This window comes from Marinovum sp. 2_MG-2023 (assembly GCF_030548265.1).
GTDB lineage: Bacteria > Pseudomonadota > Alphaproteobacteria > Rhodobacterales > Rhodobacteraceae > Marinovum.
This window is the reverse complement of sequence record NZ_JAUOSD010000005.1, coordinates 96,071-112,103: the sequence shown is the minus strand read 5'-3', so window position 1 is coordinate 112,103 and position 16,033 is coordinate 96,071. Positions and strand designations below refer to the sequence as shown.

Sequence of the window (16,033 nt, the reverse complement as noted above, 5' to 3'; positions counted from 1 at the left end):
GGCAGTGCCGTGGTCGATTCGTCTCTTTCCTCCGTGAGACAAAGCATATTGTGATCTGAGATCGCAAATTACGCAAGGAATTTCCCTGAGAACAAGGCCAGCTCGGGCAACAATCCCCTAAGCCGCTGAAAACAGAACGTTTAAATGAATAGCAAATCGCGAAGAAGCCCCGCCGCCGGTGAAAGACAGTCATGAAAATTGCCCTGACAACGGCAAAGACCGCACACCCAAGAAACCCTGGGGTGCGGCCCTACCAAATTCGCTCAGGGAGGAGACGAGCGAATTATGTCTTGAGTGGCTTTAACGCGCGCTTTACCGCCATGAGGTTCATGTCGCGCTCATGGAACAGCTCGATCGGGGATTGCCCGGCGTAGTCATAAAAGCCCCTGCCATGCGAAACGCCCTCGTGACCGTCCTCGACCATTTTGTCCAAAGCCTGACTGCCGGTTGGCAATACCGGCGGAACATAGGCCCCAAGCTTGTGACTGTCGCGAACGATTTTAACGCCCGTATAGTCAATTTTCTTGAACTGCCCGAACAAGGCCAAGCGCATGGCCAGCCCCTCTCGGATCGACTCATCAATGTCCGCGGCGTCGGCAATACCGGCATCCAGCAGGTGAAAAATCTCGCTCTCGATGGCCATTTGCACCCGGTTGGCGATATAGCCCGGAATGAATTTCTTTAGCCGGACCGGCTTCTTTCCAAGCGCCGTGAGGTACGACATAAGCTTGTCCGCCAGCGCGACCGGAACTTCCGGCGCGGGCACAACATCAACAAGATCAATAATATAGGGCGGCGTGTACCAGTGCACGACAAAGGCACGCGCCCGCAATCCTTCGGGCAAGGCCGGAAAGATATCCAGGTATGACGTGTTGCTGGTGACCACCGCATCCTTTGGCGCGAGCGCCTCGATACGGTTGAAGATGCGCCGCTTGATCTCCAGATCTTCGGTAATGGCCTCGACGACATAATCGGTCGTCGCCAGAGCCGTATCCAGATCGGTCGAATAGGTGATCAGCGCCTGTGCCTGCGCGACATCCGCGGCCGTCGCGACCTGTCCTTCGCACAGGGTCTCAAAAGCGCCGGCGATCTGGGATTTCGCCTTTTCAAGCGCCTCGTCCGACAGATCGCACAGAACGACCTTGCTGCCGCCAAGCGCATGGACCACGGCAATACCGTGCCCCATGACGCCCGCACCAATGATGCAAATATTTTCAAACGTTGGAGACATTATGCAGGGATCCAAGCTGGCTGAGGGTTGCAATCCGCGTCTGTGACAACGTCAATCACAACCGGCTCTCCCAATTCAATTGCTTTCTTGATGGTCGGGACAATGTCCTCGGCCCGCTCGACGCGCATGCCCTTGATGCCATAGACCTCGGCCAGTTCTGCAAAATTGATTGGGTGGAAGTTCACCAAATCGTCGAGATTGCCGTCGCGATCCTTGTACAATTGCTTCACCGACCGAAGCCCCTGCCCCAACGAGGAATTGTTGTTCACAATCGTGATCAGCGGGATATTCCAGCGCCGAACGGTTTCAAGCTCGGACGAGTGGTAATGCATCGCGCCGTCACCTGTGAAGCAAATGACAGGGCGGTTCATTTGCCCACATTTCACGCCAACCGCCGCAGGAAACGCCCACCCGAGCGATCCCGCCGCGCGGATGTATTGCTGTGTCGGTTTGCGGAACTCTGTAAGCTGCGCCGTCCAGGTCGCGGAAAACCCGGTATCGGCAACAACAATCGCATCATCCGGCAGCGCATCCGAAAGGTCATATGCCAAACGCTCGGCCCGAATGGGTTGCTGCGGGCTTGTGATGATATCCTGATAGCTCGCGACCCAATCCGATTGTGCTTTTGCACATTTTGCGGTCCACGCCGCACGCGACTGCGCCTCACCGGCTGCGACCAGTTGCTCCAGCACCTTGACCGGATGCCCCGCAAGGCCACATGTATTCGGATAGTTTCGGCCCAGTTCGGCGGGATCAATATCAATATGGATGATGGGCGTTGCTGTCGCCGGAATTTTCCAATCGCAGCTGATCTGATCGCCGGTGTGGCACCCGACATAGATCACCAGATCCGCATCAAACAGCATCTCGTTTGCGTAAGGGGCGGAATAGGTTCCCACCACCCCAAAGTGCAAGGGATGTGATGTTTCGATCAAGCTGCGGCCCCCGACAGAGGTCGCGATTGGCACATCAAACTTCTCGGCAAACTGGCGAAGCGCATCGGCGATTCCGGCCTCATCCGCCCCCATGCCGACGACCATCATCGGCCGCTCCGCCGCAACAAGACGCGACATCGCCGCCGCAAGCGACGCCTCTGACGCGGGCGCCTGATCCGCCGCATCGGGCGTCACGAATTGCGCGTAAACCCCGGCAGGAAGCTGCAGCGTTGCATCTTCGATGTCGGAACCACGGTAATGCATGAAATCCAAATGCACCGGGCGTTTGGTGCCGGTAAAGGCCGATCGCACCGCTTGCTTCAACAGGTAGGGCAGTTGGTCGATTTCATCGACATCGGCCTGATACTTCGTCACCGATTCATACAGCGGCGCATGCGGCACCTCTTGGTAGGAATTGCGATACTGGTGCATGGCATCCTTCTTGCCGGTGATCGCCAAAACCGGCGTCCGGTTCAGATAGGCATCCTGCAAACCAGCCGCGAGATTGGCCGCGCCGACAGATTGCGCCATGCAAACCCCAAGCTTCCCCGTGGCGCGGGCAAAACCATCGGCCATATAGGCCGCGGATTTTTCCGAATGGGCAAGAATGCGTTTGATGCCGCGTTTCTCCAGCGCGACGAGGGTCTCGCGCAAAACGGCATCGACAAAGAACACATGGTCGATGCCGAGACCCTGAACACTATCCGCAATAAACTCGGCACCCGTGTTGGAAGTTTTATTGTCTGCAGTCACTTTCCGATCTCCTCAGTCGATCATTCTTCATTTCTGGCGCCACCATATACTGCGATCTCAGATCGCACAAGTATCAAGAAAAGCCGACGGGCAAACCGCCCCGGAAGAATTCGACATCCGCTTGTTATCACGCAGGAAAATTTCGACATTCGCACGGCACGCGCATGCAGATCACGAGAGACAGCGGCGCACAAAAGACGATTTCCACCCTCAGCCAAACCGAATCCCGGCGGACATCCCGCGACCGAATTGCCCCCCATGCGCGCCCCAGAGGGGCGAAGCGGCATTAGCGCTTGCAACTTCAACATCCAGCCTTAGTAATATTTGAGATCACAGATCGCAAATGCAAGGAGGTATAAATGACACTCGCCCATATCAAGGCTCTGACGTTTGATACTGGTGGCACGGTTCTGGACTGGCACTCAGGCTTTGCAGAGGCCTTCGAAACCGTCGGCGCAAAGTATGGTTTTGCGCGAAACTGGAAGGATCTGGCTAATGAATTGCGCCGCCGATCCCTGGACCTGATATTGGCCGTCGCACCGGACGACATGCAGACATACACCTTTGACAACGCACACCGCGAGGCATTGGATCACCTGCTGTTTGAACATGGGTTGGGGATTTTCACGGCAGAAGACCGCCATTACATCGCATACGAAGCGGTTCACAGCTTCAATTGCTGGGCCGGCTTTGCGCAAGCGCACAGAGAGCTGCGCGCCAAATACCTAATGTGCCCCCTCACCGTTCTGAGCTATAGAATCGTCATCGACACCGCGCGGCACAACAACATTCACTGGGACGCCATTTTCCCATGTGAGGCGATCGGCGCTTACAAACCAAACCCCGAAGTTTACCGCCGGGGCGCACAGTTCCTACAGCTTGACCCGTCTGAAATCCTGATGGTCGCCTGCCACAACTTCGACCTCAATGCCGCAAAGGAACAGGGTTTCAAAACGGCTTTCGTGCATCGCCCGCAGGAATGGGGCCATCAAACCACGCCAACGCTGGACCCTGTGACCGACCATGACCTCATCGTCGAAGACTTCGCAGCGCTGAAAACCGCCCTGTTGTAAGGGGCGCGGCCGCCACAGACAAAAGCGCGCCGTTGTGGCGCGCCTTTTTGGGCAAGTACCTGTATAAAACCGAAGTGCGGCTAGGCCGGTGAACATTCCAAAACGCGCTGACAGCCCTTCAAGAAGGCCTCGCGCACGTCCACGGTCCTGACGTTACAATCAAAAAACTGGAACGTCGTCTCATAGGCTTTTGCCAGGACACCATTGCCGACAAATACGATTGAACGATCCGACGGGTCCGGCAGGCTCTTCAGGCCCGCCATGACCTCGGCACCGATCAATACGCCCGACAGAAACGAAAGGCGCTCGGCGTTGCTGCGGACAGGATCGCAAACTTTCTCAATACGAACCGAAAACATCAGCTTCAGGATGCTTTCCCCCGATTGCACCGCTTTCAGACCCTCGCGAAAATGGTGATCGTTGATGCTGGCGTCGCCTGTCGCCAGACTTTCCTTCAAGACACTATGCTCACGGAGCACCTGAAACAATTCACCTGTCATGAAGGTCGAGATCCCCTTGATCTCACTCCCCCGCGTCAGGACCCATTTCGAATGCGATCCCGGCAAACACACCAACATGTCCTTGTTTTCCGCCGCGACAGCAGAACCAAAAACCTGGACCTCCTCGCCGCGCATCATACCGGTCGCGGGGCTTCTCACTTGTGTCCGCACGCCGGGGACGATCTGAACCAATTGAAAGCCCTCGACATCGACCTCTACCAGCCCTTCGGAGGTTTGCGTGATCCCGCAGGGCCCCTCTATCAGGGGGACCACGGTCCAGCCAATTTCACTACCGACCATCCCAACCAAAAGCACGCGACGTACCTTGTGCGAAACGCGCCAAGCCGCTGTGATCACGTCAAGAACCTCCTGACAGGTTTGACCGTTCAGGTTCTTTACGCCGGTCCTTTCGTGCAACTCGTCAACGCATTGACCGTGCTCCGTGACCAGATACGCCCTTAGATTGGTTGTTCCCCAGTCCACGAAAATATTGAATGTTTGTCGGGAAGCCATCGGTTATCCTAAATTGAGATCACAGATCGCATATCACAATTCTGATGTACCGGTCAATAAACCCTGATAGAGTAAGTGCAACCAGTCTTCATTTTAGGTGAAAATTCGACATGACTTCCGACTTGAAAAGCCTCAAACCCATCGCGCACCGCTCTGCCAACGAGCTGGTCTATGAACGTGTGAGAGAAGCAATTTCGTCGGGAAAATTCGCCCCGGGCGAAAAGCTCAGCACGCGCAATGTTGCCGCGCAACTGGGCGTCAGTCAGATGCCGGTGCGGGAAGCTTTTCACCGTTTGGTGGCCGAGGGCGGGATGGTCAAATTGGAAAACCGCACCATTGCGCTCCCCGATCTCAACCTCAAGGAATTCTCCGAGCTGACAGAGCTGCGCCTGCTGTTGGAAGGCACAGCCGCCGCCAAGGCAGCCCAACGCACCACAAAAAGAAAACTGTCAAAAATCGCCTCGCTCGTCGAACAATTGGACGAGACCGAGAATAACAGCGAAAAACACCTAGAGCTGAACCGGCTGCTGCACTTTCAAATCTACGAAATGGCGGATTCTGACAGTCTGGTGCAGATGATCGAGCTTCTATGGCTTCGCGTCGGACCAATTTTGCGCTTCAACACCAAGCGCGATGAAACTGTCGCAAGCTCAAACCAACAGCACGAAGCCATGCTGGAGGCGATGCAAACCGCAGATTCCGACGGGGCACGCCGCGCGGTCGAGCTCGACATCTCGGAGGCGGCGGATGTCGTGAAGGCGCATTTGATCGCGGATGGGAAGGGCTAGAAAGCCACCTTCGCTGTGCGACATGCGGGACGGGCGGGCTTAGCAGCCCGGTCCGCTGGGCATATCAATGCGGCCCTCAAACAACGCCTGCCCGTCCTCCTCCAGCCCGCTGCAATGCCACAGCGCCCCCTCTCGGTTGGATGCGGGCGACAGGCCCGGTTTCCCACCGTCGGTGACATACAAACCGCCATCGGCAAACACACAATTTGTGGGCACGGTTCCAACCGCAATCGACCCGGCAATGGCGCCTTCGCGCGTCACGATTTCAACCGTCCCGCTTTGGCAACCCGTGATATACAGCTGACCGGATTGACCGATTTTCAAACCGTCGGGGATACACCCGTCGGGCAAGGTACACAGCGTGGTTATTGCGCCATGCGACAACCTGCGCACGGCGCATGTATAGGATTCGACCCAAACGACATCGCCTGACGCTTCGACCACGATACCATTGGGATAGGTCGGTGGCAGCTCTGCCAGCACAACACCGCTGCCATCGGGACGCAACGCGCAGATGAAGCCAGGATTGCTCTTGGCGACGGGATCGAACGCCCCGCCGGGATCGGTAAAATAAAGCCAGCCATTTGGTCCGAAAACCAGATCATTGGGCGCCCGAAGCTTGTGGCCGTCGACCTCGTCGGCAAGGATTTCCACCGCGCCATTTGGCAGCACGACCTGAATGGAGGGCGGCTGTTTGACATCGGCCTCCCATGGACCAATGACGCCGCCGTTCTGGGTGACGTAGACGCAGCCATCCGCGCCGGACAGCGCGGCATTGGGGCCGCCGCCCGTCTCTGCGAAACTTGCCACTGTTCCGTCGGCCTCCAGCACCGAAACGCGGCTGCGATAGGTTTCAACAAACGCGATGCGCCCATCGGCCAGTTTCGTCGGACCTTCGGGCCAGCCCAACCCATCGGCAAGACATGTCAATTTCACCATTCGACCCTCACAGATGCTTTGCCGCTTCTCGGCCCTGGGCGATTTTGGCCTGTACGACGATAAAGACCAACAAGAAGCCGCCGCGAATGACCGATTGCCAATAGGCCGACAGCGAAATCCAGCCTTTGCCATTTTCAAAGTTCAGCATGTTGAACAAAAGCCCCAGAAGCAAAACACCCCCAAGCGTGGCCACCACCGACCCCTCACCACCTGTGAGCAAGGTTCCCCCGACAACCACAGCCGCGATGGCGAATAGCTCCCATCCTGTGCCTTCGGTGGGTTGCCCTGCGCCAAACTGAGCGGCAAGGATGGCACCGGCAAGCCCCGCCATGACACCGGAAAAGATATAGACCCCAAAGATAATCCGATCCGTGCGCACCCCCATCAGACGAGAGGCATCCTCTCCCCCGCCGACGGCCAGGATACGACGCCCAAGCGGCAAGCGGGACAGCACAAGCCAACCGCCAACAAACAGCACACCGACCAGAACAGCCGGAATTGGCATCCCAAGCCAATCCCCCTGCCCGAATTCGATAAACAGGGTTTCATAGGACACGCCGACGCTTTGGTTGTTACTGATCAACAGGGCTGTGCCCGTGCTGGCCAAGGCCGTGGCCAAAGTCGCGATAAAGGGGGCAATGCGCATATGAACCACGCAATATGCGTTCAGCACCCCGACACACATGCCGGCACCGACACCCACAATTATTCCCGGCATCACCCCATATGGGGACGCCATCGCCGCCAGGACAGAGGCCAGGGCCGCCGCCCCGCCCACCGAAAGGTCGATCCCCCCAGTCACAATGACAAAACACATCCCCAAAGAGATCGCCGCAAAGATCGCATTGTATTGGAAGAACGAGAAAATATTGTAAGCGCCGAGGAAGTTGTCGTAGCGCAACCAGCCAAACAGAACCATCAACAACAGGGTGGCCCAGACGGCCAAACCCATTGCGTTTTTGCCAAGGGCAGCGCGCATGTTTTTCGGATCGCGCGCGCGCCCCGCAGCGGGGACAGATGTGTGATTAATTGACATGTTTACGTTGAATCCTCACAGCGAGAATGATGATGACCGCCTTGAAAACAAGGGCCGCTGAATCGGGCACACCATTTGCAAGCAGGGTGTATCGCACAAGTTGAATGACGCAGGCCCCAAGGAATGTCCCCAAAATGGTCGCCCGCCCCCCTGTCAAAAGCGTGCCCCCAATGGCCGCCGCTGCGATTGCATCCAGCTCAATCCCCAACCCCACAAGGTTGGCGTCACTGGCCCCATTGCGCGCTACAACGATCAACCCCGCCAAGGCCGACAGCACACCGCAAATCGCATAGGCAACAAGCCGGACCCAGCGGACGTTGATACCAACCATCTTCGCCGCAGCGGCATTGCCACCAGAGGCCAGAAGATACCGCCCAAACAACGTCTTGCGCAGCAGGAAAGCCCCAAGAAACACCACCGCAAGCATGATGAAGACCTGCACCGGAATGCCCCAGAGCCGCGCCAGGGCGATGAACTGAAAATCGGGGCGATTGAAAACCTGAAGACTGCCGTTGGTCAGGACCTGCGCAATGCCACGGCCCGTCACGAACAACACCAAGGTCGCGACGATAGGCTGAATATTATAATGGGTTATCAGAAAGCCGTTAAACAGACCAAGACATCCACCCACGACAAGCGGCAGGACAATCGCGACCACGACACCAAGAAACGGGTCGGTGATGCCAAGGAACGCGCCGGTAAAGATCAACGGCGCCAAAGCCCCGGCAATGGCCATTGTCGACCCAACCGAAAGGTCAATGCCCCCCGACGCAATCACAAAGGTCATCCCGACAGCGACGATAACGATGGTGCAAACCTGTGTCAGATTGACAGAGATCGTATTCATGCTCGCAAAATTCGGGGTAATCAGCAGGTTCAACAAAACCAGCGCCAAAAAGGCGATGCCGACGGTGTATTGCGCAAGCGCCTGTCGCAGATCCCCGAACTGCGGAAACTTCTGAGAGGAAAGATCGGTCATGCTGCACCTTCTGCGTGGTCCAAAATCGCATCGCCCGATGCAATCGTGGACAGGATGTTGTCCTCGGTGATTTGGGGCCCGCTCAGGTCTGCGATGGTTTGGCCATCCCACAAGACCGTCACGCGATCCGCAACGGCCACGACCTCCTCCATCTCGGAAGAGATCAACAGAACGCCAAGACCCTCTGCCGCCAAATCCTTGATGACCGAGAGTATTTCTGCCTTTGCGCCCACATCAATGCCCCGCGTCGGTTCATCCACGATCAGGACGCTCAGGTTCATCGCCAACCAACGTGCCAACAACACTTTTTGCTGATTGCCGCCAGACAGCTGGCTGATCTTTTGCGTGCGCGAGGCGACCTTGATATTCAGCTTTTCGATAAAGACATCGGCGATCTCGTCACGGCGCTTTGTGTCGACAATCCCCCAATGGGTCAGGCTTGGCAGCAACGCGAGGGTCAAGTTCTCTGCCACGCTCATGTCGGGCACGATGCCGTCAACCTTCCGGTCTTCGCTGCACAGCCCGATCCCCGCCACAATCGCATCCGCAGGTCGGTCGAACGCAACCGGCTTTTGCTGGATCTCGATAGAGCCATGCGTCAGCTTGTCCGCACCGAACAACGCATGCGCCGTCTCTGTGCGCCCTGACCCCAAAAGCCCCGCCAGCCCGAGAATTTCCCCCGCCGCCACATGCAGATTGACAGAGGCCAGACCGCTGTTCGTTTGCATGTCTTTCGCCCTGAGCCGCGCGGCGGTCTCGCGTGGTGCTTCGGTCCGCGCGGATCGTGTGAACGCATCAAAGGTCTTGCCAAGCATGATTTCGACTAGTTGCTTTTTGGAAAGCTCTGAAAGCACATGTTCGCCGACTGTGCGCCCGTCACGCATGATGGTGACATCATCACAGACCGCATAAAGCTCATCCAGCTTGTGACTGACAAAGACAATTGCAACGCCCTTGGCCTTCAGCTTGCGCATGGCCGAGAACAGAAATTCCACTTCGCGCCGGTCAAGTGACGAGCTCGACTCGTCAAAGATGACAACCTTGGACTCCAGCTGCACCGCGCGTGCAATTGCCACCATTTGGCGCGTCGCCGCATTGAAATCGCCCAAGGGTCGGCTGACATCAATGTCGACACCAAACTCTGCCAATGCCTGTGCGGCACGCGCGTTCATCGTTTTATACGCAATCATCCCAAGCCGCGTCGGCTCTCGTCCGAGGAAAATATTCTCGGCAACGGTCCGCTGCGGGATAAGGTTGATTTCCTGATAGATCGTGCTGATGCCGCTTTCCAACGCCTCATAGGGGGAGGCGAAATCAACATCCTGTCCGTCCATCACAACCTGACCGCTATCGCGGCCCGTCGCGCCGGTCAGAATGCGGATCAACGTGGATTTTCCCGCGCCATTTTGCCCGATCAACGCCATGGCACGACCGGGTTCCAAACTGAGCCGCACATCGCTCAATGCAGGCACACCGCCATAGGCTTTGCAGATACCGGTCATTTCAATCATCGACATTTCTGCGGCTCCTTTTGGGGTTTCACCGGCGAAACATGTCGCCGGTGAATGCAATCAATCACCAAGCCTGATCAAGCTTCGCAGCCGCATTGCCCTGGCCATAGTCGTCATCGGGAAGAACAACCCAAGGTTCGATCGCCTCACCGGCCGCAAGACGGTCAATTGTTTCGAACGCCTTCGGACCCATCTTCGGGCTGGATTCGACCAGATAGTGAACCTTGCCGGCGGCAACCTGTTCGACCACTTCCTTGCCCGCATCAATGCCGACAATCATGATGTCCTTGCCGGGGATCTTACCCGCAGCTTCGATGGCCGAAATCGCACCCATCGTCATTTCATCGCTGTGGGAATAGATGATATCTGCATCCGGATGTGCCAGAAGCAGCGTTTCGACGACTTTGCGACCGACATCGCGATTGAAGTCACCCGATTGAGAATCCAGAATTTCAAACGCGCTGTTCGCGGCGATGGCTGTGTCAAAACCGGTTTTGCGATCATTCGCAGGCGAAGACCCGACCGTCCCCTCAATCTCTAGAATTTTTCCGCCATCAGGATGGTTTTCCAACAGCCACTCGGCAACACGCTTGCCCTGAAGCACAAAGTCGGACCCAATGAATGTGACATAGTCGCGCCCCGCCTGAGCGACGGCCTGATCGACATTGCGATCAAGCAAAATCACCGGAATGCCCGCACGCTTTGCCGCCATGACAGCCGGAACCAGCGGCTTTTCTTCACGTGGCGCAATCAGGATGACGTCAACGCCCTGTGCAATCAAAGAGCGCACATCCGATACCTGTTTGGCAGCGGAACCCGCCGCATCCGTGAACACCAGCTGATGCCCCAGATCGGCTGCTGTCGACTTGACGCTTTCGGTTTCGGCCAAGCGCCACAACCCGTTGCTTTCCGCCTGCGCGAAACCAACCTTGTAGCTTTCCTTCATCGTCAACGTCGGCAAATCCTGTGCCATTGACGCGGTTACGCCAAATACTGACGCAATCATCCCTGCAGCAATTTTCTTGAACATGTCGCCCTCCCTTTCGTAAAAATCCCACGTAATTATGAGATCACAGATCGCAGAAATAGCATGACGTCCCCGAATTTGTCAACATGGGACCGGAACCCGGAAAGAGAGCAAACAAACCCTTGGCGTGATTGGCGTTTTTGACCAACACGCCCTGTTCGACCCCCAAATTGGTATTCGCGCCCTGTTGGCGGGGCATCGCCATTGGCACTGGCATCTACGCGCACGCCCCATTCGGCGCTTGCCGGAGCGGCGGCAGAAATGATCTAAGGAGGCCAGAGAAATCAAGGGCAGATGCGATGACGGAACTGATATTCAAGGGCAAGGAATTTGTTTGGAATCATCACCTTGCCGTACCGTTTCGCCCCTTGATCACGCAGCCGGACAAGGGGATTGGCGATGCTCGGCTGGACGGCAACCTGATCGTCCAGGGCGACAATCTGCATGCGCTGAAGGCGCTGCTGCCGATGTATGCCGGCAAGGTGGACTGCATCTTCATCGACCCGCCCTATAACACCGGGAATGAGGGTTGGTCCTATAATGACAACGTCAACGCCCCGATGATCCGGGAATGGCTTGACGCGAACCCGATCGGGGTCGAGGACGGCCTGCGCCATGACAAATGGTGCGCGATGATGTGGCCAAGGTTGCGGTTGTTGCAGCAATTGCTGGCAGAAACCGGCATGATCGCGGTCGCCATAGACAACAACGAAATTGATAGCCTGTTGAGGCTGATGGATGAAGCCTTTGGCGCTGATAACCGGCTTGCGATTGCCTGCTGGCTGTCTGACCCCAGTGGCGGCAAACAAAAATCCGCGCTGCGGACAGGTCACGAATACATCGTATTCTATGGCGGCGGCGATCCTGAACTGACGAAACAGGTAAGCGCCGAAATCGTTCTGAACCTGGAAGATTCGATTGGGGAATATGCCAAGGGGCGTGAGCTGAACAAATGGGGTGCGAACTCTCACCGGCGCGACCGGGAAACCATGTTCTTTCCTCTGACCGCGCCGGATGGAACGATTGTCTATCCGATCAGAAACGACGGCAAAGAGGGTTGCTGGCGCTTTGGCAAGGACAACAAGCTGATGAAACAGCTGGAAACCTCGCCAGATCCGGCCCATTGGGAAATCAGACCCTTTGATGATGGCGTCGTCGTCAATGGCAAGACCGAACGCTGGGTTCCCTATGAAAAATTACGGGACCCGGACAAGGCATTTGGCTGGTCAACCTGGCTGGCGGGTCAGGGCAGCAACGCCGATGGCACGGCTCAGCTCAAGGCCATATTCGGCACCAAGGTGTTCGAAACCCCAAAGCCAAAAGCAATCGTAGACTATGTCCTGGGCGTCTGTGGCAACGAAAATGCCATTGTCCTCGACTCCTTTGCCGGGTCCGGCACCACCGGCCATGCGGTTTTGGACGCCAATCAGCGCGACAATGGCAACCGGCGCTTCATCCTTGTCGAGATGGAGGATTATGCCGACCAACTGACCGCGGAACGGCTGCGCCGGGTGATCAACGGCTATGACTTTACCGGCACACAGCGCACCGAATTGCTGCGGGAAAAGCTGTCTTGGTCGAAACTGCAAAAGGCCGACAAACTGACCGAAAAGGTACAGGCGGTCGAAACCCTGCATGGCCATGCATACAACCGGATCAAGAAAGAGGTGAAGGGCGGCGAATTGATCGTCACCGGCGAAAAGCGCGTGGAAAAACGTGCCGAGGGGCTGGGCGGGGCATTCACCTATTGCACGCTTGGGGAACCTGTGGACCTCGACCACATCCTGACCGGCAGGGACTTGCCATCATACGACGCTTTGGCGGGGGTGCTGTTCCACATGGCGACGTCGCAACCGCTGGACCCGGCCACGACCCGGGCGGCGGCGTATTATGTGGGCGCGGCCAGTGGCACCCATGTCTGGCTGATGTATCAACCCGATCTGGACTGGTTGAAATCGCCCAGCGCGGCACTCACCCTGAGCTTCGCCAAACAGATTTCGGCAACACATGGCGGCGCCAGACATCTTGTCTTTGCCCCGGCCCGCCATGTCAGCCAGCGGATGCTGGATACCGAAGGTCTGGCCGTCGAATTCGTTCCGCTGCCCTTTGCACTCTACCGGATGGCGGGCGATTGATGCGCGCACTCGACTATCAGGCGCGGGTGCTGGACACGTTGGATGCCTATCTGGACGAATTAAAGGCGCGCAAGGCCGAAGCGGATCAGATTGACGCCCTGCGCAGATCCAATCCGAACCTGCCGCTGCCCGCCTTCGACTTTGCCGAAGCGGCCTGGAACAACATGAAATCCGCCGGGCGCTTGCCGCCGTCGCGGGCGGCGATACCCTTTTCGCCGCGCAAGGATGGCATCGGGCGGTCGGTGCCCAATGCGACGCTCAAGGTGCCCACTGGCGGCGGCAAGACATGGCTGGCGGTCAATGCGGTCAGCCGCATCATGGGGCGCTATCTGGCGAAAAACACCGGCTTTGTCCTTTGGGTCGTGCCGAATGAGGCGATTTATGCCCAGACGCTGAAGACCCTGAAGAACCGGCAGCACCCCTACCGCCAGGCGTTGGATCGCGCGGCGGCGGGCCGGGTCAAGATCATGGAGAAATCTGACCGGCTGGATGCCCGCGATGTGGCATCGCATCTCTGTGTCATGGTGTTGATGTTGCAGGCCAGCAATCGACAGAACAAGGACACGCTGCGCATGTTCCGCGACCGGGGGGACGTTCATGGCTTTTTCCCGCCCGAAGGCGATCAGGCCGGACATGCCCGCGATCTGGCGCATGTCCCCAACCTGGACGGCTATGGCGGCCTGTTCCCGATGGTGAAGGACTCGCTCGGCAATGCTCTGCGCAAGATCCAGCCGGTTGTGGTGCTGGATGAAGGCCAGAAAGCCACATCCGAACTGGCGCACAAGACCCTCTATGGTTTCAATCCGATCTTTGTTCTGGAACTGACCGCAACCCCCAAAGATGTGGCCGCCCGCAGCGGTGCCACCCCTGCCCCGGCGCGCTACGCCAACCTTCTGGTCGAAGTCACCGGGCGCGAATTGCACGCAGAAGACATGATCAAGATGCCCCTGAACCTTGAACCAAGGCAGGGCACCGATTGGCGCGGCACGCTGACGGCGGCGCTGGCCAAATTGGACAGCCTGCAAGCCAAGGCAAGCGCCTATGCGGCTGACACCGGGGCTGCGACCCATATCCGGCCAATCATGCTGGTTCAGGTGGAGCGCACAGGCAAGGATCAGCGCGACGGCCACCATATCCATGCAGAAGATGTAAAGGAATGGCTGTTGCGATCCGGGCTGGACACGGCGGAAATCGCGATCAAGACGGCGGAACAAAACGATCTGAAACAACCCGAGAACCAGGATCTTCTGTCGCCCCTGAACCAAGTGCGGGTGATCGTGACCAAAGCGGCGCTGCAAGAAGGCTGGGATTGCCCCTTTGCCTATGTGCTGTGCTCGCTTGCGGCGGCGTCCAATCAATCCGCAATGACCCAGTTGGTGGGCCGTATCCTGCGGCAACCCCATGCGCTTAAAACCGGTGTGGCGGCGCTGGATGAATGTTATGTGGTGACACATCACGCGGCAACGCGCGACGTGGTCAAGGCGATCAAGACGGGGCTGGAACGCGACGGTCTGGCCGATCTGATCATCGAGGTGCCACAGGAGGGCACCGACGCCACCCCAAAAACCGCACACAGGGTCAATCGGCGCGCGCGCCTCAAAAGCCTGCAAATCTACCTGCCGAAGGTTTTGAAGGTCGATGGCGATGAGGCACGCGAGCTCGACTATGAAACCGATATCTTGTCGGCCATCGACTGGCGCGGCTACACACCCACCGATGTGGTCGCGGCGATCCCGGACACCCCCCAACAAATCGCGGCGCAGATGCAGCGCATTGCCCTGACCGAGGCAGGCGCAGACCAGCATTTCAAGGGAGAGTTGGGTGCCGCAGCGGCCGAGGCCCTGCGCTTTGATCCGCCTTATGCGGTGCGGGTGATCTCTGATCTTGTGCCCAATCCCTTTGTGGCGCGTGCGATCGTCGCAGAGGTACTTCAGGGGCTGGAGGTTCGTGGATTTGACGCGGCGAAACGCGGCGAAGCCTCTGGTGTGATCATCGACCGGCTGCGCAGCGGCCTGACCAAGGAACGCGATGCACGCGCCGAAGCGGTCTTTCGCGCGCTGGTGAAATCCGGGGGCATTCAGTTCCGGCTTCGCCTTGACGGCAACAACTGGCAGATGCCCGATCACATCCTGTCCACGCAACCGCCCAATGCGCCACATCTGACCGGCGCTGATGGCGGGGCGCTGAAACAGAGCCTGTTTTCGCCGGTGTATCGCAATGACCTGAACGGCCAGGAACAGGGCGTCGCGGTCCATCTTGACGGCGATGCCGCCGTGACATGGTGGCACCGCAACGTGGCGAAATCGAACTATGGATTACAGGGCTGGAAACGCGGGCGCATCTACCCCGATTTCATCTTTGCCACGGGCAAAACTGCGGGCACCGGGCGCATCGTTGTTCTGGAAACCAAGGGCAAACACCTGCAAAACCCCGACACCGACTACAAGCGGGAGGTGCTGAAATTCCTGACCGAGAATTTCGCCTGGGATCAGGCCGTGCCCGCCGGTCAGCTTCAGATCGCCATGACCGGCGAAACCGTGGAATGCGCCCTGATACTGATGGAAGACATTCCCGCCGACCTTCCACCGCTCATTTCAAAGTAAGGGGGCGGCA

General features: G+C 57.7%; 12 protein-coding genes. 4 read left to right on the top strand and 8 right to left on the bottom strand.

Annotated features, from left to right (window positions below):
* Positions 1–283: 283 nt before the first annotated feature.
* Both Q4577_RS08030 and Q4577_RS08025 read right to left on the bottom strand, forming a co-directional pair.
* On the bottom strand, positions 284–1,231 hold the full coding sequence (locus tag Q4577_RS08030) for a 3-hydroxyacyl-CoA dehydrogenase family protein (RefSeq protein WP_303469215.1): 948 nt from the start codon (positions 1,229–1,231) through the stop codon (positions 284–286).
* The gene (locus tag Q4577_RS08025; RefSeq protein ID WP_303469214.1) at positions 1,231–2,919 is read right to left on the bottom strand and encodes a thiamine pyrophosphate-binding protein; all 1,689 of its coding nucleotides are present in this window, start codon (positions 2,917–2,919) and stop codon (positions 1,231–1,233) included. The genes Q4577_RS08030 and Q4577_RS08025 overlap by 1 nt, the downstream gene beginning before the upstream one ends.
* Before the next feature lie 359 nt (positions 2,920–3,278).
* Between Q4577_RS08025 and Q4577_RS08020 the strand changes: the two genes are divergently transcribed.
* The gene (locus Q4577_RS08020; protein WP_303469213.1) at positions 3,279–3,992 is read left to right on the top strand and encodes an HAD-IA family hydrolase; all 714 of its coding nucleotides are present in this window, start codon (positions 3,279–3,281) and stop codon (positions 3,990–3,992) included.
* Positions 3,993–4,072: 80 nt separating this feature from the next.
* Here Q4577_RS08020 and Q4577_RS08015 read toward each other — a convergent pair whose 3' ends face one another.
* Positions 4,073–5,005, bottom strand: coding sequence for a 2-dehydro-3-deoxygalactonokinase (locus Q4577_RS08015; protein WP_303469212.1), 933 nt, complete (start codon positions 5,003–5,005; stop codon positions 4,073–4,075).
* 110 nt (positions 5,006–5,115) lie between these two features.
* Between Q4577_RS08015 and Q4577_RS08010 the strand changes: the two genes are divergently transcribed.
* A complete protein-coding gene (locus Q4577_RS08010; protein WP_303469211.1) occupies positions 5,116–5,793 on the top strand; it encodes a GntR family transcriptional regulator in 678 nt (225 codons plus the stop codon).
* Positions 5,794–5,832: 39 nt separating this feature from the next.
* Here the strand turns inward: Q4577_RS08010 and Q4577_RS08005 are convergent, their stop codons facing one another.
* Genes Q4577_RS08005 through Q4577_RS07985 form a run of 5 tightly spaced genes read right to left on the bottom strand, consistent with a single transcriptional unit; the run spans position 5,833 to position 11,288 of the window.
* The gene (locus Q4577_RS08005) at positions 5,833–6,732 is read right to left on the bottom strand and encodes an SMP-30/gluconolactonase/LRE family protein (RefSeq protein WP_303469209.1); all 900 of its coding nucleotides are present in this window, start codon (positions 6,730–6,732) and stop codon (positions 5,833–5,835) included.
* Between the two features lie 7 nt (positions 6,733–6,739).
* On the bottom strand, positions 6,740–7,768 hold the full coding sequence (locus Q4577_RS08000) for an ABC transporter permease (RefSeq protein WP_303469208.1): 1,029 nt from the start codon (positions 7,766–7,768) through the stop codon (positions 6,740–6,742).
* Complete coding sequence (locus tag Q4577_RS07995; protein ID WP_303469207.1) at positions 7,758–8,747, bottom strand: ABC transporter permease; 990 nt, start codon at positions 8,745–8,747, stop codon at positions 7,758–7,760. The genes Q4577_RS08000 and Q4577_RS07995 overlap by 11 nt, the downstream gene beginning before the upstream one ends.
* Positions 8,744–10,264 (bottom strand): sugar ABC transporter ATP-binding protein, encoded by a 1,521-nt coding sequence (locus Q4577_RS07990; RefSeq protein ID WP_303469206.1) that lies wholly within the window; start codon positions 10,262–10,264, stop codon positions 8,744–8,746. Before Q4577_RS07990 ends, Q4577_RS07995 begins: the two co-directional genes overlap by 4 nt.
* Before the next feature lie 58 nt (positions 10,265–10,322).
* On the bottom strand, positions 10,323–11,288 hold the full coding sequence (locus tag Q4577_RS07985) for an ABC transporter substrate-binding protein (RefSeq protein WP_244688136.1): 966 nt from the start codon (positions 11,286–11,288) through the stop codon (positions 10,323–10,325).
* Between the two features lie 296 nt (positions 11,289–11,584).
* Here Q4577_RS07985 and Q4577_RS07980 point away from each other — a divergent pair, with 296 nt between their 5' ends.
* Positions 11,585–13,420, top strand: a complete 1,836-nt coding sequence (locus Q4577_RS07980; RefSeq protein WP_303469204.1) for a site-specific DNA-methyltransferase — start codon at positions 11,585–11,587, stop codon at positions 13,418–13,420.
* Positions 13,420–16,023, top strand: coding sequence for a DEAD/DEAH box helicase (locus Q4577_RS07975; RefSeq protein WP_303469203.1), 2,604 nt, complete (start codon positions 13,420–13,422; stop codon positions 16,021–16,023). The genes Q4577_RS07980 and Q4577_RS07975 overlap by 1 nt, the downstream gene beginning before the upstream one ends.
* The last annotated feature ends 10 nt before the right edge of the window (positions 16,024–16,033 follow it).